This window comes from Allobosea sp. NPDC003192 (genome assembly GCF_050275675.1).
GTDB lineage: Bacteria > Pseudomonadota > Alphaproteobacteria > Rhizobiales > Beijerinckiaceae > Allobosea.
The window spans coordinates 99,868-117,125 of sequence record NZ_JBNNPK010000001.1; the positions used below are offsets into that span (position 1 = coordinate 99,868).

General features: G+C 66.6%; 19 protein-coding genes and 1 tRNA gene. 16 read left to right on the top strand and 4 right to left on the bottom strand.

The features are described from left to right. Positions 1–28: 28 nt before the first annotated feature. Positions 29–367, bottom strand: coding sequence for a P-II family nitrogen regulator (locus ACQKLX_RS00475; protein ID WP_057192756.1), 339 nt, complete (start codon positions 365–367; stop codon positions 29–31). 285 nt (positions 368–652) lie between these two features. On the opposite strand from ACQKLX_RS00475, the gene ACQKLX_RS00480 reads away from it, so the two are divergent. Then, a complete protein-coding gene (locus ACQKLX_RS00480) occupies positions 653–2,167 on the top strand; it encodes an NAD(P)H-hydrate dehydratase (RefSeq protein ID WP_427358495.1) in 1,515 nt (504 codons plus the stop codon). Positions 2,168–2,232: 65 nt separating this feature from the next. Here the strand turns inward: ACQKLX_RS00480 and ACQKLX_RS00485 are convergent, their stop codons facing one another. Further along, entirely contained in the window at positions 2,233–2,811 is a 579-nt protein-coding gene (locus ACQKLX_RS00485; protein WP_427358497.1) for a PRC-barrel domain-containing protein, read from the bottom strand. A gap of 187 nt (positions 2,812–2,998) precedes the next feature. On the opposite strand from ACQKLX_RS00485, the gene ACQKLX_RS00490 reads away from it, so the two are divergent. Both ACQKLX_RS00490 and ACQKLX_RS00495 read left to right on the top strand, forming a co-directional pair. Further along, positions 2,999–3,262, top strand: coding sequence for a hypothetical protein (locus tag ACQKLX_RS00490; protein WP_427358499.1), 264 nt, complete (start codon positions 2,999–3,001; stop codon positions 3,260–3,262). Positions 3,263–3,332: 70 nt separating this feature from the next. After that, complete coding sequence (locus ACQKLX_RS00495) at positions 3,333–3,884, top strand: general stress protein (protein ID WP_427358501.1); 552 nt, start codon at positions 3,333–3,335, stop codon at positions 3,882–3,884. 55 nt (positions 3,885–3,939) lie between these two features. Here ACQKLX_RS00495 and ACQKLX_RS00500 read toward each other — a convergent pair. After that, positions 3,940–4,014: transfer RNA gene (locus ACQKLX_RS00500), tRNA-Lys, on the bottom strand. 96 nt (positions 4,015–4,110) lie between these two features. On the opposite strand from ACQKLX_RS00500, the gene ACQKLX_RS00505 reads away from it, so the two are divergent. From ACQKLX_RS00505 to ACQKLX_RS00565, 13 genes are all read left to right on the top strand, one after another. Continuing rightward, positions 4,111–5,202 (top strand): hypothetical protein, encoded by a 1,092-nt coding sequence (locus tag ACQKLX_RS00505; protein ID WP_427358502.1) that lies wholly within the window; start codon positions 4,111–4,113, stop codon positions 5,200–5,202. A 34-nt stretch (positions 5,203–5,236) separates the two neighbouring features. Further along, entirely contained in the window at positions 5,237–5,548 is a 312-nt protein-coding gene (locus tag ACQKLX_RS00510) for an FtsB family cell division protein (RefSeq protein WP_427358504.1), read from the top strand. Between the two features lie 289 nt (positions 5,549–5,837). Further along, the gene (pdhA, locus tag ACQKLX_RS00515) at positions 5,838–6,923 is read left to right on the top strand and encodes a pyruvate dehydrogenase (acetyl-transferring) E1 component subunit alpha (RefSeq protein WP_427358506.1); all 1,086 of its coding nucleotides are present in this window, start codon (positions 5,838–5,840) and stop codon (positions 6,921–6,923) included. Between the two features lie 69 nt (positions 6,924–6,992). Continuing rightward, positions 6,993–8,390, top strand: a complete 1,398-nt coding sequence (locus tag ACQKLX_RS00520; RefSeq protein WP_427358508.1) for a pyruvate dehydrogenase complex E1 component subunit beta — start codon at positions 6,993–6,995, stop codon at positions 8,388–8,390. 14 nt (positions 8,391–8,404) lie between these two features. Next, on the top strand, positions 8,405–9,742 hold the full coding sequence (locus tag ACQKLX_RS00525) for a pyruvate dehydrogenase complex dihydrolipoamide acetyltransferase (RefSeq protein ID WP_427358510.1): 1,338 nt from the start codon (positions 8,405–8,407) through the stop codon (positions 9,740–9,742). A 7-nt stretch (positions 9,743–9,749) separates the two neighbouring features. Continuing rightward, positions 9,750–10,442 (top strand): SGNH/GDSL hydrolase family protein, encoded by a 693-nt coding sequence (locus tag ACQKLX_RS00530; RefSeq protein WP_427358512.1) that lies wholly within the window; start codon positions 9,750–9,752, stop codon positions 10,440–10,442. A gap of 75 nt (positions 10,443–10,517) precedes the next feature. Next, a complete protein-coding gene (lpdA, locus tag ACQKLX_RS00535; protein ID WP_427358514.1) occupies positions 10,518–11,957 on the top strand; it encodes a dihydrolipoyl dehydrogenase in 1,440 nt (479 codons plus the stop codon). Between the two features lie 73 nt (positions 11,958–12,030). Then, on the top strand, positions 12,031–12,279 hold the full coding sequence (locus ACQKLX_RS00540) for a GlsB/YeaQ/YmgE family stress response membrane protein (protein WP_427358516.1): 249 nt from the start codon (positions 12,031–12,033) through the stop codon (positions 12,277–12,279). A 46-nt stretch (positions 12,280–12,325) separates the two neighbouring features. After that, on the top strand, positions 12,326–12,661 hold the full coding sequence (locus tag ACQKLX_RS00545) for a GlsB/YeaQ/YmgE family stress response membrane protein (protein WP_427358518.1): 336 nt from the start codon (positions 12,326–12,328) through the stop codon (positions 12,659–12,661). Positions 12,662–12,733: 72 nt separating this feature from the next. Continuing rightward, positions 12,734–13,009 (top strand): GlsB/YeaQ/YmgE family stress response membrane protein, encoded by a 276-nt coding sequence (locus ACQKLX_RS00550; RefSeq protein ID WP_427358520.1) that lies wholly within the window; start codon positions 12,734–12,736, stop codon positions 13,007–13,009. Positions 13,010–13,107: 98 nt separating this feature from the next. Continuing rightward, a complete protein-coding gene (gene lipA / locus ACQKLX_RS00555; RefSeq protein WP_427358522.1) occupies positions 13,108–14,106 on the top strand; it encodes a lipoyl synthase in 999 nt (332 codons plus the stop codon). Between the two features lie 12 nt (positions 14,107–14,118). Then, positions 14,119–14,589, top strand: coding sequence for a type II toxin-antitoxin system RatA family toxin (locus ACQKLX_RS00560; RefSeq protein WP_427358524.1), 471 nt, complete (start codon positions 14,119–14,121; stop codon positions 14,587–14,589). Positions 14,590–14,635: 46 nt separating this feature from the next. Beyond that, complete coding sequence (locus ACQKLX_RS00565) at positions 14,636–16,747, top strand: fused MFS/spermidine synthase (protein WP_427358526.1); 2,112 nt, start codon at positions 14,636–14,638, stop codon at positions 16,745–16,747. A gap of 12 nt (positions 16,748–16,759) precedes the next feature. Here ACQKLX_RS00565 and ACQKLX_RS00570 read toward each other — a convergent pair whose 3' ends face one another. Further along, the gene (locus ACQKLX_RS00570) at positions 16,760–17,257 is read right to left on the bottom strand and encodes a CinA family protein (protein ID WP_427358528.1); all 498 of its coding nucleotides are present in this window, start codon (positions 17,255–17,257) and stop codon (positions 16,760–16,762) included. Position 17,258 lies beyond the last annotated feature (1 nt).

Genomic DNA, 17,258 nt, shown 5'->3' on the forward strand with positions numbered 1-17,258 from the left:
CGCATTCCTTGGGTGTCGGGAAAATTCCTCAGATCGCATCCGCGCCGGACTCGCCGGTGCGGATGCGGATCGCCCCCTCCACGCTCGATACAAAAATCTTGCCATCGCCGATGCGGCCGGTCTGGGCCGCCTTCTTGATCGCCTCGATCGCGCGCTCGACCATGTCGTCGGCCAGCACGATCTCGATCTTCACCTTCGGCAGGAAGTCGACCACGTATTCGGCGCCGCGATAGAGCTCGGTATGGCCCTTCTGACGACCGAAACCCTTCGCCTCGAGCACCGTGATGCCCTGGAGGCCGACCTCCTGCAGCGCCTCCTTAACCTCGTCGAGCTTGAAGGGCTTGATGATCGCTTCGATCTTCTTCATGCGCCGACCGACCTCCTTGGCGTGAGCTTGCAACACTGTACGCGGCTTTCCTCCGTTCTGACCATGGCGGCCAGCCCGGATCAACCTCGGCGCGCCCAGCAAAACCTCGCCTGATCTGCTCATAGCATCGGCGCAGGCGGGCCGCCATGACGCCCCCTGGGGCAAACCGCCTGTTGAAGAGGCGAAAAACAGTCCAAAAATTATGCAAGTGCCTATATCAAGTGCAATCGTGGATGTGACGCTGTTTCCTTGCCAGCGCGTGGGCTGGCGGACAATGATCTTACCATGGTTGACGCGTCTCCCGCCGCCCTTGCCTTGCTCAGCGTTGCCGAGATGGCGGCAGCAGATGCGGCGACGGTCGCCGCCGGCACGCCGGGCATCGTCCTGATGGACAAGGCGGGCAGGGCGGTCGCCGATGCGGTGACGCGACGCATCCGGCCCGGCCAGCGCGTCCTCGTCCTCTGCGGCCCCGGCAACAATGGCGGCGACGGCTTCGTCGCGGCCCGTCTCCTGGCGGAGCGCGGCTGCCGCGTGACGCTGGCGCTCGTCGGTGAGCCGGCAGCCCTGAAGGGAGATGCCGCCCTGGCGGCGGAAAGCTGGACCGGCACGATCGAGGCAATCGAGGGCGTCGAGCCGGCCCGGCATGACATCGTGATCGACGCCTTGTTCGGCGCCGGCCTCACCCGGCCGCTCTCCGGCGAGCTCGCGACCCTGACCGAGCGCGTCAACGCGGCGGGCCGGACCGTGATCGCGGTCGACGTGCCGAGCGGCGTCCATGGCGATACCGGGCTCACTGACGGGCCCGCCATCCGTGCCGACGAAACCGTGACCTTCTTCCGGCTGAAGCCGGGACACCTTCTTTATCCCGGTCGTGCCCTTTGCAGCGTCGTCACGCTCGCCGATATCGGCATTCGCCCCGAGATCGTCTTCGCGCCGGGCAGGATCGAGCCGTTGGTTTTCCGCAATGCTCCGACTCTTTGGCGCGCCCGGCTGCCGGATCATGCCGCCGGCGTCCACAAATATTCCCGCGGCGCGGTCGCCGTCGCAGCAGGCGGGCTATCCGGCGTCGGGGCACCGCGACTGGGCGCTCGCGCGGCGCTGCGCATCGGGGCGGGCCTGGCGACAATCATCTGCCGGCCGGAGGCGCTGGCGGCCCATGCGGGGCGCGGCCCCGATGCGCTGATGCAAGCGGCGGCGGCCGACGCTCCGGCCTTCGAGGCGGCGCTGTCGGCGCGCAAGCTCGACGCGCTGCTGATCGGACCGGCGCTCGGTCTCGATGCGGAGGCGTGCTCCTGGGTGGAGGTTGCCTTGCGCGGTGAGGCGCCTTGCGTCTTTGACGCAGATGCACTGACTCATATCGGCGCACAGCCAAGCTTCGCGGATCTCCCGCGCCAACGCACCACCCCTTCCGTGCTGACGCCGCATGAGGGAGAGTTCAGACGCGTCTTCGGCGAGGCTCAAGGTTTCGAGCACGAGCGCGGCAAGCTCGCGCGGGTGCGGCAGGCGGCCCGGCTGACCGGGGCGGTCGTTGTCCTCAAAGGCCCGGACACGGTCGTCGCGGCCCCCGACGGGCGCGCCGCGATCAACGACACCGGCTCGCCCGCGCTGGCGACGGCCGGCTCGGGAGACGTCCTCGGCGGCATCGTCGCGGGCCTGCTGGCGCAGAAGATGCCGGCCTTCGAAGCGGCCTGTGCGGCGGTCTGGCTGCATGGGCGGGCCGGCGAGAAGCTCGGCATGGGGCTGATCGCCGACGATCTGCCCGAAGCGCTGCTGCAGCTGTGGGCGATCTTCGACGACTGATTGAGCAGCGAGAAAAAGGCCCGCCCCGCGAGGGGCGAGCCCATTGGCAGCCGATCAACGTTCGATCAGCGGGCTGCGTAGGTCACGGCCGGAGCGGAGGTCAGCTGCTCCTTGGTCATCGTGATCTTACCGTGATCCGGATACATCTCCGGGCCCTTCTTGGCCGCCGGCGGCGCGTTCATCGCGGTGCTGCCACCAGCGCTGCTGCCGCCCGCACCGGTTCCGCCCGACGGGGCAGGGGCCGGCGTGACCATCGGCTCCTCGCTCCACTGCACCTGCTCGAACGGGATCGCGACATCCTTCGTGCCGATGCCGAGGAAGCCGCCGACGCCGACGGTGACGATCTCAATCTTGCCGGTCTTGTCGAACACGACCTCGGTGACGTCGCCGACCTTCTTGTTGTCGGGGCCATAGATGTCGACGCCCATCAGCTTCGAAGCCCGCCACTTGCCCTGGCCAGCGAGGTTGTTCTCCGGAGCCTTCGCCGTTTCAGCGGCCGGTGCCGGAGCTGCCGGAGCGCTGGTCGACGGCGAGGTCGGCTGCGGGCTCGGCGGCTGGTTCGAGGGCGAAGAGGTCTGCGCAACAGCAGCGGCGGCAAGCATGACGCCGCCGATAGCCGTCAATGCAACGTGACGCTTGTACATCGGTATCCTCCTGTCGTTCCCCCCTGCCGAATGATCGAACAACGCAGGATCGGCGTTTTGGTTCGCGTTAGGGTAGCCAAATGCCCGGCGTTTGACGCAGAAGCGCAAAAACGCCGGTAACTTAGCGCTTCGGTAAGACCCCACCGCGTTTGCTGGCTGTGTATAGCTGCAGCCCGGAGCCCGACGGATGAGCAGGAACCTCGCAATTCTCGCCCTTGCCGCTTTCGGCTTGGGCGTGGCGACGCCCGCCACGGCCTTCTGGGAGCGCTCGCAATGGCGCGTCTGCTCGGAAGGAACGACGGCAGCCGAATACCAGCGCTGGCGCTGCTGGGAGCTCGACGGCTATGCCGGAGAAATCGCGCCCGGATATGACGCTTGGCCCGGTGGACAGATGCCGCCGCAGAAGCGCCCGCTGCTAAGGCGCGGCGGTTCCGTCAGCCGCCTAGGCTGACGCCCGCACGGAACAAGAACCGTCTCGGCCGGTTCGTCCCAGAAGTGCATTCCAGTGAAGGAGTTGCATCATGGCAAGCATAGTCACGCGCTCATACGAGAGCTACGCCGATGCCGAGACGGCCGTGACCCGCCTTGAGGCGGCCGGTCTTCCATCCGAGGACATCACCATCCTCAGCAACAGCCCGGACAAGGTTGAAGCCGACGCGGCAAGAGGCGCCGAAGTTGGCGGCGTCTTGGGCGGCAGCGCGGGTCTCATGGCCGGATTGGCCGCTCTGCCGCTTCCAGGCGTAGGCCCGGTGCTGGCGGCCGGCTGGATTTTCGGCACGCTTGCGGTCGGCGCGACGGCCGGTGCCGCCGCTGGCAGCTTGATCAGCGCCATGACCGGAGCGGGAATCGGTGATGACGAAGCGCACTTCCTCGCGGAAACCGTTCGTCGTGGCGGCACCGTCCTTTCGGTCCGGACGAGCGACGGCCATGTCGCGGCCATCGAGAAGATCATGGACGGCGCCAGCCCGATCGATGCTGCCCTGCGTCGCTCCGAATACGAGCGCGAGGGGTGGACAAGCTTCGACGAGCGGGCAGCGCCTTATCGCAAGCCCGCCTGGTCCGAAGTGTCCTGACCGGTCTCGCCTGCAGACGGCCTGCCAGGGGATGGCGAATGGGATTTGTCTTGATTGGTGAGCGGGGAGGGGATCGAACCCTCGACCACATGATTAAAAGTCACGTGCTCTACCACTGAGCTACCCGCCCTCACTGGGGCGCTGACATAGGCAGGTGGCGCGCATCGGTCAACATTGTTCCGACGGACGCATCGTGGCAGAAGCCGCGTCGATGGCGAACCAGCGCATGACAGACGTGGCTTCGAGCGGTGTCCAGCAGAGCTGGCGCGGCTGGATCAGGGCGTTCGCGACCGCCGCAGCGATGCTGACGGTGCTCCTGTTCGGGTTCATCATCGCGCTCGATCCCTATGGCACGCGCGTGCAGGCCGGGCAGCCGGCTCGGCCGCTGATGGATCTCAACCAGCGCTTCATGTACCCGCAGATCGTCAAGTCGGGCGCCTTCGATTCGGCGGTGTTCGGCACTTCGACGATGCGGCTGCTCGATCCGCAGATCCTATCGAAGGGCCTCTCTGCCCGCTTCGCCAATCTCGGCATGAATGCCGCGACGCCCTGGGAGCAGAGCCAGCTCGCCGGCCTGTTCGCGCACCGGATCGCGGCGCCGAAGCTGGTGATCTGGGGCATCGACCAGACCTGGTGCGAGGCGGATGCGACGAGCGAGGCACGCCGGTTGACCCCGCGGCCGTTCCCGCCCTGGCTCTACGACGACACTGCCTGGAACGATTGGGCCAAGCAGCTCAACTTCACCACGCTCGAGATCGCTCTGCGGCTCGCCGCCCATCGGCTCGGCCTGCAGCCCCAGCGGCTGCGCGGCGATGGCTACGAGGTCTTCACCCCGCCCGAAGCGACCTATGACCTGGCGCGGGCCCGCTTCCATCTCCATCGCGGCTCGGGCGGCCATGCGCCCGACCTCAGCCCGCAATCGCCGCCTGTGGCGGTACCGGCCGCAGAACAGGCGAGCTGGCGTTTCCCGGCGCTCGCCTGGCTCGATCAGGGGCTGGCCGCCTTTCCCGCCACGACGCGGCGCCTGATCGTGCTGCCGCCGGTCCACGCCGGCGCCATGCCCCGCGAAGGCAGTGCGGCCTGGCAGCGCTTCGCGGCCTGCAAGGCGGAGATTGCGGCGATCGCGGCGCGACAAAGAGCCGTGGTTGCCGACTATGCGCATCCCTCGGTACTCACCCGCGAGGATTCCAACTACTGGGATCCGGCGCATTACCGGCTGCCGATCGCACGCCGGATCGAAACCGATCTGATCGCCCTGGGGCGGGGCGAGGCGGCCCCGGCCGATCCGGCGCTGACCGTCATCGGCGGGCTTCGTTAACGGCGCATCAACCAAGCGACTCTACCGTGGCAGCATGGTCATCCGCCGCGGTCTCCGCTCCGTCCTCATCACGCTCGCGCTCTACCTCGTGTCGAGTGCCGTGGTCGGCTATTTCCTGTTCCATGCGCAGCATGGCGCACGCGGGCTCGAAACCCTGGGCGGCCTGCGCGAGAAGCACGGCGAGATGGAGGCGGAACTCGCCAGTCTGACCATCGAGCGGCAGGATTGGGAGAAGCGCCTGAACCTGATGCGCGACGAAGCCGTCGATCGCGATCTGCTTGAAGAGAGGGCGCGTGCGATGCTCGGCCGCGTTCATCGCAACGACGTCGTCGTCATGGGGCGCTGAGGCGGTCCCGGCGCGTTGGCGGCACGAGCCTGCCGGACGGGATATGCCTCCGTAGCACGGCGAGAAACGGCCCTCCCGCAAGGCGTGGGGTGGCCCGATCGATCTGGCCTCTAGCCGGCTTTCCCAGCCTCAATGGTCGCAAAAAGATCGATTAACTGATAATCGGTTAAATGGCATTATATCAAATATAACAGTATATTAGACTATGTTGCAGTGCGAGATACCCGTCTCGCCAAGGCTTTTGGCTTCCTCTACAACCAAAGCAGTAGAGCTTTGGGGAGGACCGTACATGGCCATTGCCGCACGGAAGACGAAAGCAGGAGCGCCGGCGAAGGCGGCCGGAAAGGCGCCGGCGAAGAGCGCTCCGAAAGGTGCGGCCAAGGCGATCCCGAACGTCCCGACCTTCAACAAGGAAGAGGAGCTTCACGCCTATCGCGAGATGCTGCTGATCCGCCGCTTCGAGGAGAAGGCGGGCCAGATGTACGGCATGGGGCTGATCGGCGGCTTCTGCCATCTCTATATCGGCCAGGAAGCCGTGGTCATCGGCATGCAGATGGCCTCGAAGGAAGGCGATCAGGTCATCACCGGCTATCGTGACCACGGTCACATGCTCGCCTGCGGAATGGAATCGCGCGGCGTGATGGCCGAGCTCACCGGCCGGCGTGGCGGTTATTCGCACGGCAAGGGCGGCTCGATGCACATGTTCAGCCGCGAGAAGAATTTCTACGGCGGCCACGGCATCGTCGGCGCTCAGGTCTCGCTCGGTGCCGGCCTCGGCTTCGCCAACTGGTATCGCCAGGACGGGCGAGTATCGATGGCCTATTTCGGCGACGGTGCCGCCAATCAGGGCCAGGTCTATGAGAGCTTCAACATGGCCGAGCTCTGGAAACTGCCGGTCGTGTTCGTGATCGAGAACAACCGCTACGCCATGGGCACCTCGGTCAACCGCGCCTCGGCCCAGACCGATTTCTCCAAGCGCGGCGTCTCCTTCGGCATCCCGGGCGAGCAGGTCGACGGCATGGACGTCCGCGCCGTGCGCGAGGCCGCCAACCGCGCCATCGAGCACGCTCGCTCCGGCAAGGGTCCCTACATCCTCGAAATGCAGACCTATCGCTATCGCGGCCATTCGATGTCCGACCCGGCGAAGTACCGCTCGAAGGACGAGGTCCAGCGCATGCGCGAGGAGCATGATCCGATCGAGCAGGTCCGCGCCCGTCTCACCCGCGAGCACAAGGTCGGCGAGGACGAGCTCAAGGCGATCGACGCCAAGGTCCGCGAGATCGTCAACGATGCGGCCGAGTTCGCGACGCATGATCCCGAGCCCGACGCTTCCGAGCTCTATACCGACATCCTGCTGGAGCCGGCGCAGGCGTAACGCGCCGCGCCTGACCTCCTTCCCAGACATCGAGGCCCTAGCGGCCGCTCCAGAACTCCGGGTGCGTTCATGCCGATCGACATTCTGATGCCCGCCCTGTCGCCCACCATGGAACAGGGCAAGCTCGCCAAATGGCTGAAAGCCGAGGGCGACAAGATCAAGGCCGGCGACATCATCGCCGAGATCGAGACCGACAAGGCGACCATGGAGGTCGAGGCGGTCGATGAAGGCGTGCTCGCCAAGATTCTGATCGCCGACGGCACCGACAACGTCGCGGTCAATACGCCGATCGCGGTGATCGCCGCCGATGGCGAGGACGTGTCCGCCGCGGCCAGCGGCGCTGCCAAGGCAGCTCCTGCGCAGCAGGCGGCGGAGGCTCCCGCACCGGCCGAAGCGCCCGCCAGCCCCGCTCCTGCCGCGGCGCCGAGTGTCCCGGCCCAGGCGAAGTCCTACGACGCCTCCTCCGAATTCCCGGCCGGCGCCGAGATTGTCTCGATGACGGTGCGCGAGGCGCTGCGCGACGCCATGGCCGAGGAGATGCGGCGTGATGCCGACGTCTTCGTCATGGGCGAGGAGGTTGCCGAGTACCAGGGCGCCTACAAGGTCACGCAGGGGCTGCTGCAGGAGTTCGGCGCCCGACGCGTCATCGACACGCCGATCACCGAGCACGGCTTCGCCGGCATCGGCGTCGGCGCCGCGCTGACCGGCCTCAAGCCGATCGTCGAGTTCATGACCTTCAACTTCGCCATGCAGGCGATCGACCACATCATCAATTCGGCCGCCAAGACGCTCTATATGTCCGGCGGCCAGATGGGCTGCCCGATCGTCTTCCGCGGCCCCAACGGCGCCGCCGCCCGCGTCGGCGCCCAGCACAGCCACGACTACGCCGCCTGGTACTCGAACGTGCCGGGCCTCAAGGTCGTGATGCCCTACACCGCCTCGGACGCGAAGGGCCTGCTCAAGAGCGCGATCCGCGATCCCAACCCGGTGATCTTCCTCGAGAACGAGATCCTTTACGGCCGTTCATTCGACGTGCCGAAGGGCGATGATTTCACGATCCCGATCGGCAAGGCCAAGGTCGTGCGCCCCGGCAGCGACGTCACCATCGTCTCCTTCGGCATCGGCATGACCTATGCGCTCGGCGCCGCCGAGGCGCTGGCCAAGGAGGGCATCGACGCCGAGGTCATCGACCTGCGCACCATCCGGCCGATGGATATCGAGACCGTCATCGCCTCGGTGCAGAAGACCAATCGCTGCGTCGCGGTCGAGGAAGGCTTCCCGCAGTCCGGCGTCACCGCCGAGATCGGCATGAAGATCATGGAAGCGGCCTTCGACTATCTCGATGCGCCCGTGGCGCGCGTCACCGGCAAGGATGTGCCGATGCCCTACGCCGCCAACCTCGAGAAGCTGGCGCTGCCGAACATCGGCGAGGTCGTCGCGGCGGCCAAGGCCGTCTGCTACCGCTGAGAGAGGGCTGACCGATGCCGACCAACATCCTGATGCCCGCGCTCTCTCCGACGATGGAGAAGGGCAATCTCGCCAAGTGGCTGAAGAAGGAAGGCGACACGATCAAGTCCGGCGACATCATCGCCGAGATCGAGACCGACAAGGCGACCATGGAGGTCGAGGCGGTCGACGAGGGCATTCTCGCCAAGATCGTCGTGCCTGAGGGTACCGCCGACGTCGCCGTCAACGAGGTGATCGGCGTGATCGCCGGCGAGGGTGAGGACGCCAAGAGCGTCTCTGCCCCGAGCGCTGCGCCAGCCAAGAGCGAACCCGCGCCGAAGGCGGCCGAGCCGGCCCCTGCGGCCGCAGCGGTTCCCGCCGCTACTCCGGCTCCGGCCGCGCAGGCCGCCGCGCCCACAGCCGGCAATCGCCCGTTCGCTTCGCCTCTGGCACGCCGCCTCGCCAAGGAGGCCGGCATCGATCTCGGCAAGGTCCAGGGCTCCGGTCCGCATGGCCGCATCGTCGAGAAGGACATCGAGGCCGCCAAGCAGGGCGGGGCTGCCAAGGCCGCTCCGGCTCCTGTTGCTGCCGCTCCTGCCGCGCCCAAGCCCGCCGCCGCGCCGCTCGCGACCGGACCGTCCGACGAGCAGACCAAGAAGCTGTTCGCGCCGGGCTCTTATGAGGAGATCCCGCATGACGGCATGCGCAAGACGATCGCGCGCCGCCTGACCGAAGCCAAGCAGACCATCCCGCATTTCTACGTCACGCTGGATTGCGAGCTGGACGCGCTGCTGAAGCTGCGCGCCGAGCTCAATGCCGCGGCGCCGGAGAAGGACGGCAAGCCGGCCTACAAGCTCTCGGTCAACGACATGGTGATCAAGGCGCTCGCTCTGGCGCTCAAGGCGGTGCCGGACGCCAACGTCTCCTGGACCGATGCCGCCATGCTCAAGCACAAGCATGCCGATGTCGGCGTCGCCGTCTCGATCCCGGGCGGGCTGATCACGCCGATCATCCGCGACGCCTGCCACAAGACGCTGAGTCAAATCTCCAACGAGATGAAGGACATGGCGGCGCGGGCGAAGGCGCGCAAGCTGAAGCCTGAAGAGTATCAGGGCGGCACGACCGCAGTCAGCAATCTCGGCATGTTCGGCGTCAAGGACTTCGCCGCGGTGGTGAACCCGCCGCATGCGACGATCCTGGCGGTCGGCGCCGGCGAGCAGCGAGTCATCGTCAAGGGTGGCCAGCCGGCCGTCGCGACGGTGATGTCCGTGACGCTCTCGACCGATCACCGCGCCGTCGACGGCGCGCTCGGCGCCGAGCTGCTCCAGGCCTTCAAGGGCTATATCGAGAAGCCGATGGCGATGCTGGTGTGAGGCGGCGATGACCCGCCAGGCCCGCATCCTCGCCTTCGGCGATTCCCTGACCTGGGGCCGCATCGCCAACCGGCCGGAACGGCATGGCGACGACGTACGCTGGCCGCGCGTGCTGGAAAAGGCGCTCGGCGGCTACGCCACGGTGATCGAGGAGGGGCTCAACGGGCGGCGGATCGCGCTCGACGATCCGCTGCGGCCCTATCGCTCCGGCATCTCGCTGCTGCCACTGTTCATCGAGTGCCATGCGCCGCTCGATCTCGTCATCCTGATGCTTGGCACCAACGACTGCCAGCGCCAGCACTCGCTGGCGCCCTATGACGTCGCCCGCTCGATGAGGATGCTGGCACAGGTGGCGCAGCGCCCGCCGGTCGAGCCCGGCATGCCGGTGCCGGAGGTGCTGATCGTTTCGCCGCCAGTAGTGCGCATGCCTGACGATCCTGAGCACGAGGCCAATTTCTTCATGGAAGGCGCACCCGAGAAGACGGCGCTACTGGCGACCTATTATCGCCGCATCGCCGACGAGATCGGCGTCAGCTTTTTCGACGCGGCGGCGGTCGCGAGCGTGACCGGCGAGGACGGCATCCATCTCGACGCCGAGAACACCCGTGCTATCGGACTGGCTCTGGCACCGGTGGTCGATGGCCTGCTCGGCCTGCCACTGCCGGCACGTGGGCCGGCGCTGCGGATCGCCGGCCCGTAGACGAGATTCGACCGGGGCCTTGCCCCGCAACAGCAACACCGCCCGCGGTGGGTGGAACGAGCCGAGGCATTTCCCATGGCTGACTACGACATCATCATCATCGGCTCCGGCCCCGGCGGCTACATCGCGGCGATCCGCGCGGCGCAGCTCGGCTTCAAGACGGCGATCGTCGAGCGCGAGCACCTCGCCGGCATCTGCTCGAACTGGGGCTGCATCCCGACTAAGGCGCTGCTGCGCTCGGCCGAGATCCTGCACTACGGCCAGCACGCCAAGGATTACGGCCTGATGCTGGAAGGCTCGTTCAAGGCCGATCTGGAAGCGGTGGTGAAGCGCTCGCGCGGCATCGCGGTCAGGATGAACAACGGCGTCCAGTTCCTGATGAAGAAGAACAAGGTCGACGTGATCTGGGGCGAGGCCAAGCTCACCAAGGCCAACACGATCGTGGTCGCGCCGACCAAGAAGCCGGCGATGCAGCCGCAGGGGCCGATCCCGAAGGGCGCCAAGGGCGAGGGCACGTACACCGCCGACCACATCATCGTCGCGACTGGCGCCCGTCCGCGCGTCCTGCCGGGGCTGGAGCCGGACGGCAAGCTGATCTGGACCTATTTCGAGGCGCTGGTGCCGCCGACCATGCCGAAATCGCTGGTTGTGATGGGCTCGGGCGCGATCGGCATCGAGTTCGCCTCGTTCTACCGCACGCTCGGCGCCGAGGTGACGGTGGTCGAGGTGATGCCGCAGGTCGTGCCGGTCGAAGATGCCGAGATCGGTGCCTTCGCCCGCAAGGCTTTCGAGAAGCAGGGCATGAAGATCCTGACCTCGACCAAGGTCACCAAGGTCGAGAAGGGAGCCAACTCCGTCACCGCCCATGTCGAGGACGACAAGGGCAACAAGCAGACGATCACCGCCGAGCGGATGATCTCGGCGGTCGGCGTCGTCGCCAATGTCGAGAATCTCGGCCTTGAGGCGCTCGGCGTGAAGCTCGACCGTGGCGTTATCGCGATCGATGGGCTCTGCCGTACCAATGTGAAGGGCATCTATGCGATCGGCGACGTTGCCGGCCCGCCGATGCTGGCGCACAAGGCCGAGCACGAGGCGGTGATCTGCGTCGAGGCGATCAAGGGCCTGCATCCGCACCCGATGGACAAGGCGATGATCCCGGGCTGCACCTATTGCCACCCGCAGATAGCCAGCGTCGGCCTGACCGAGGCCAAGGCCAAGGAAGCCGGCCACCAGCTCAAGGTCGGCCGCTTCAACTTCGTCGCCAACGGCAAGGCCGTGGCGCTCGGCGAAGACTCGGGCATGGTCAAGACGATCTTCGACGCCAAGACTGGCAAGCTGCTCGGCGCCCATATGGTCGGCGCGGAAGTCACCGAGCTGATCCAGGGCTTCGTGGTCGCGATGAACCTCGAGACCACCGAGGAAGAGCTGATGCACACCATCTTCCCGCATCCGACCCTGTCAGAGACGATGAAGGAGGCCGTGCTCGACGCCTATGGCAAGGTGCTGAACGCCTGAACGAGGCCTGCCCGTTCATCCACGCTTCAGCTCAAGGTTGCGATGACCTGGCGGCATAGCAAGGAGATCGTTCATGGACCTTCGTGCCATTCTCGTCGCCATAGCCATCGGTGCCGTCGCCGGCTGGCTCGCCAGCATCGTCATGGGTGGCGGCGGGCTGATCCGCTACATCATCACCGGCCTGATCGGCGCCTTCGTCGGCAGCTTCCTGCTGCAGTTCCTTGGCATCAGCCTCGGCATCGGCAATCCGCTGATCTCGCAGATCGTCACGGCGACGATCGGCGCGATCGTCGTGGTCTTCCTGGCCCGGCTGATCGCCTGATCGCACGGCACTGGCATTCGCTGATGGTGCAGGCCATATCCGGCCGATGAGCCGCACCCGCAAAACTGCCAAGCCTGACAAGGTCGTGCCCGACGACAAGGTCGAGATCCTGCCGCCGAGCAGGAAGCTGACGCTTGATTGGGCCCGACTGTTGCCGCCGGTCGCCTTCGGCACGGCCGCGGGCTTCATCGCCAGCCTGGTGGTCGGAGGCGGCGGCTTCCTGCGTCACGCTGTGGTCGGGCTGCTCGGCATGCTGGTCGGGCAGGGTATCGTCCGAGTCACCGGCTGGCGCGCGAGTACCGGCTATCGCTTCCTCGACTCGATGGCGATGGCGGTGATCGGCGCGATCCTGGTGGTGCTGCTCGCGCGCTTCATCGCGTGACGGAACCAGCGGACATTCAGCGCGTTGTCGTCGGCGGCCGGATAGCCGGTCTTTGAGGGCAGGGGGACTACTATGAACGACCAGATCTACGCCGCGCTCGGCACGCCGGGCTACGGCTTCTTCATGACGTTGCTGATCGGCATCATCGCCGGCTGGATCGCCGAACGGGTCACCTCGTCCGATCACGGGCTCTTCACCAACATGATCGTCGGCGTCGCCGGCTCCTTCGTCGGCAGCCGCATCGCGGAACTGCTGGAGATCCCGATCTTCGGATTCTGGCGCACACTCGTCGCGGCGATAGCCGGCGCCTGTCTGCTGATCGTCGTCTGGCGCGCGGTGCGCAACTGACCCGGGTACGGTACAGCGGGTTGCCGGGACGCCACTTCGGCATTAGCTAGACGGAAGTGGCCGTGCCCTGCTGTGCGGCGCCAGTAACGGACCCGTCCATGGCCGTCGTGCTCGACCTCCTCAACCGCGATCCGCGCCCCAACTCCGGCAACCCGAAATCCGAGGTTAAGCCGGAGCTGCGCCATCCGGAGAAGCAGAAACGGCCGGAGAACCCGATCCTGCGCAAGCCCGACTGGATCCGGGTCAAGGCGCCGGGCTCGCCGAAATGGGCCGAGACCCAGAAGATCGTCAAGGCCGAGAAGCTCGTCACGGTCTGCGAAGAGGCAGGTTGCCCCAATATCGGCGAGTGCTGGGAAAAGAAGCACGCCACCTTCATGATCATGGGCGACACCTGCACGCGCGCCTGTGCCTTCTGCAACGTCAAGACCGGTGTGCCCGAGGCGCTCGACCATGACGAGCCGCGCAAGGTCGCCGACGCCGTCGCCAAGCTGGGCCTCGAGCATGTCGTGATCACCTCGGTCGACCGCGACGATCTCAAGGATGGCGGCGCCGAGCATTTCGCCCGCGTCATCCGCGCTATCCGCGAGGCCTCGCCCGGTACGACGATCGAGATCCTGACACCAGATTTCCTGCGCAAGCCCGGAGCGCTCGAAGTCGTCGTCGCCGCCAAGCCCGACGTCTTCAACCACAATCTCGAAACGGTTCCCGGCAAGTACCTGAAGGTGCGCCCAGGCGCCCGCTATTTCCATTCGCTGCGGCTGCTGCAGCAGGTGAAGGAGCTCGACCCGACCATCTTCACCAAGTCCGGCATCATGGTCGGCCTCGGCGAGGAGCGGAACGAAGTCCTGCAGCTGATGGACGATCTGCGCTCGGCCGAGGTCGACTTCATCACCATCGGCCAGTATCTGGCGCCGTCGCGCAAGCATCACGAGGTCATCCGCTTCGTCACGCCGGACGAGTTCAAGAGCTTCGAGACCATCGCCTATGTGAAGGGCTTCCTGATGGTCTCCTCGACGCCGCTGACGCGCTCCTCGCACCATGCCGGCGAGGATTTCGCCAAGCTGCGTGCGGCGCGCGCGGCCAAGCTCGGTAACTGATCGGCCATATCCATGCCGATGTTCAACAGCACCCGCCGGGTGAAGCATTCACCCGGAGAGATGTTCGCGCTCGTGGCGGATGTCGAGAAGTACCCGCAGTTCCTGCCGCTTTGCGAAGGGCTGACCGTCCGCCGGCGCACGCCGCGCGAGGGGGGCGGGGAGGTGCTGCTCGCCGACATGACGGTGGGCTACAAGGCGATCCGGGAGACTTTCACCAGCCGCGTCACGCTCGATCCCAGCAATCTCAAGATCCTGGTCGAATATGTCGACGGGCCGTTCCGCTATCTGGAGAACCGCTGGAGCTTCAAGCCTCTCGACACGGGCAGCGAGGTCGGCTTCTTCATTTCCTACGAATTCGCCAGCCGGATGCTGGGCCTCTTGATGGGCGCGATGTTCGACAAGGCCTTCCGCAAGTTCGCCGAAGCTTTCGAGAAGCGCGCGGACCTGATCTACGGGAAAAGCAGCCCCGCCGCGCTCACCTGAACTTAATCTCTTTCAGGCAGGCTCCCCCGATCGCCCGGGGGATGACATGGACGCTGAATTGACGCAGGAGCGCGGCCAAATCGCCGCGCCGAGCTTGACCGCAGTCCTCCCGGTCTTCGCCGGAACCATTTTCCTCTCCGCCTTTCTCCTCTTCGGCATCCAGCCGATGTTCGCCAAGATGGTGCTGCCGAAGCTCGGCGGCTCGCCCGGCGTCTGGTCGACGGCGATGGTCTTCTTCCAGGCCGTGCTGCTGGCCGGTTACGCCTATGCGCATTGGTTGGTCAGGCGCTTCAGCGTGCGGCACGCTGCCTTGATCCACATCACCCTGATGGTCGTCGTCGTTGCGACCTCGCTGCCGATCGGCATCGTCGCGGGCTTCGAGCGCCCGCCGCAACAGGGCGAATTCGCTTGGCTCCTGCTGCTCTTCACCGCGTCGGTCGGCTTGCCGTTCTTCGCGGTCGCCGCCAATGGCCCGCTGCTCCAGGCCTGGTTCGCGCGGACCGGGCATGCCCATGCCCGCGATCCCTACTTCCTCTACGCCGCCTCCAATATCGGCAGCTTCCTCGCTCTGCTCGCTTATCCGTTCGCGGTCGAGCCGACCCTGCGGCTGGCGACGCAGGCCTCGGCCTGGGCATGGGGCTTCGGCCTGCTGCTTGCCGGCATCACGGCCTGCGCAGGGCTCTGCGTCGGACAGTCGGCGGAGGCAAGCGAGAACGCCTTGCCCGCGGCCCAACCCGTCCCGACCGGCCGCAAGCTGCATTGGCTGTTCCTCGCCTTCGTACCATCCGGCCTGCTGGTCGCGGTGACGGCCCATATCTCGACCGACGTTGCCGCCGGCCCGCTGCTCTGGGTCGCTCCGCTCGCGCTCTTCCTGCTGAGCTTCGTCATCGTCTTCCAGCGCAAGCCCCTGCTTCGCCATAGCTGGATGCTGAATACGCAACTGCTGCTGATCGTCTGCTATATGGCCATGATGGTGCTCGAGCTGCGCCTGGGCTGGGGCTGGGAGCTCGTCCTTCATCTCGCCATTCTCTTCATCACGGCGATGGTCGCGCATGGCGAGCTCGCGCGGCTGCGGCCATCGGCAGCCGAGCTGACGGGCTTCTATCTCTGGATGTCGCTCGGCGGTGTGCTCGGCGGCGTGTTCGCGGCCCTGCTGGCGCCGTTGCTGTTCAACTCCGTCGCCGAATATCCGCTGCTCGTCGTGGCGGGCATGCTCTGCCGTCCCGGCTTCACGTCGATCCGGATGCGGCGCTGGCAGGGCATTGCACTTGCCGGCTGCGCCGTTCTCGTAAGCTGCATCCTGATCACCCGCGAGTGGGCGCGAACGGACATGGTGCGCTCGTTCTTCGGCATCCACCGCATCACCGAAACCAAGGATGCCCGTTTCCGGATGCTCAGCCATGGCAGCACGATCCATGGTGCGCAGCGCCTGCGCCAGGACGATGGCACGCCGGTATCGGGGCGTCCGGAACCGCTGACCTACTATTTCACTGGCGGCGGCATCGCCGACGGGGTCGACTCGATCCGGCAGGCGCGAGGAGGCCGGATCGCGGCGGTGGCAGCGATCGGCGTCGGCACGGGCTCGCTTGCCTGCCAGGCGCGTACCGGCGAGGATTGGCGCTTCTACGAGATCGATCCGGCCGTGATCCGGATCGCGACCGATCCGGCCCGCTTCACCTTCTTCAGCGAATGTGCGCCAGCGACGACCTTCGTGATCGGCGATGCCCGTCTGACGCTCGGAGATGCCCAGGACGGGTCGCTCGACATGATTGTCGTCGACGCATTTTCCTCCGACGCCATCCCCGTGCATCTGCTCACCGACGAGGCCCTGGCGCTCTATATGCGCAAGCTCAAGCCGAATGGCGCTGTGCTGCTGCACATCTCGAACCGGAACATGGAGCTTGCATCCGTGGTCAGGGCGACGGCGGCCGGGCAGGGGCTGACGACCTGGCTGAACGTTCCGGTTCGTTCCGAAGCCAACCGGCAGGCCATGAAAACGGCTCCGGACGTCGCGCTCGTCCTGCGGCCCGGCGTCGATCCCGGCCCGATCGTGACCGGCAGCTGGCGCGAGCAGGTCGGACAGGGAACGACCCGCCCGTGGAGCGACGACTATGCCGATGTCGTCAGCGCGATCTGGCGGCAGCTTTCGGCGAAATAGGCGCGGCGCCGCCTATTCGATCGTCAGTGAGGCCTCGCGTAGCAGGTCGAGCGCCTCCAGCACGCTGAGGCGCCGGATTTCGTCGCGTCCCTGACCGCCGAAGCGCTTCTCGCGATGCAGTGTCCGAGCGCCACTGGCGCAGGCGAAATGCACCAGCCCCACCGGCTTGGCTTCGCTGCCGCCATCGGGGCCGGCGATACCGGTGATCGAGACGGCGAGCCGCGACGACAGGCGCTCGCGGCCGCCCACCGCCATGGCGCGCGCGACCGGCTCGCTGACCGCGCCGTGTTGGCGGATCAGCTCGGCCGGAACGCCGGCGAGAGCCGTCTTCGCCTCGTTGGAATAGGTGACGAGGCCGCCGAGCACCATGCTGGACGAACCGGAGATCGCCGTCAGAGCGCCTGCAACGAGCCCGCCCGTGCAGGATTCGACCGTCGCGACGGTGATGCCGCGCTCGCGGGAGATGTTCAGCAGTTCGGCGGCAAGCGAACGGATGTCGAGATCGAACATG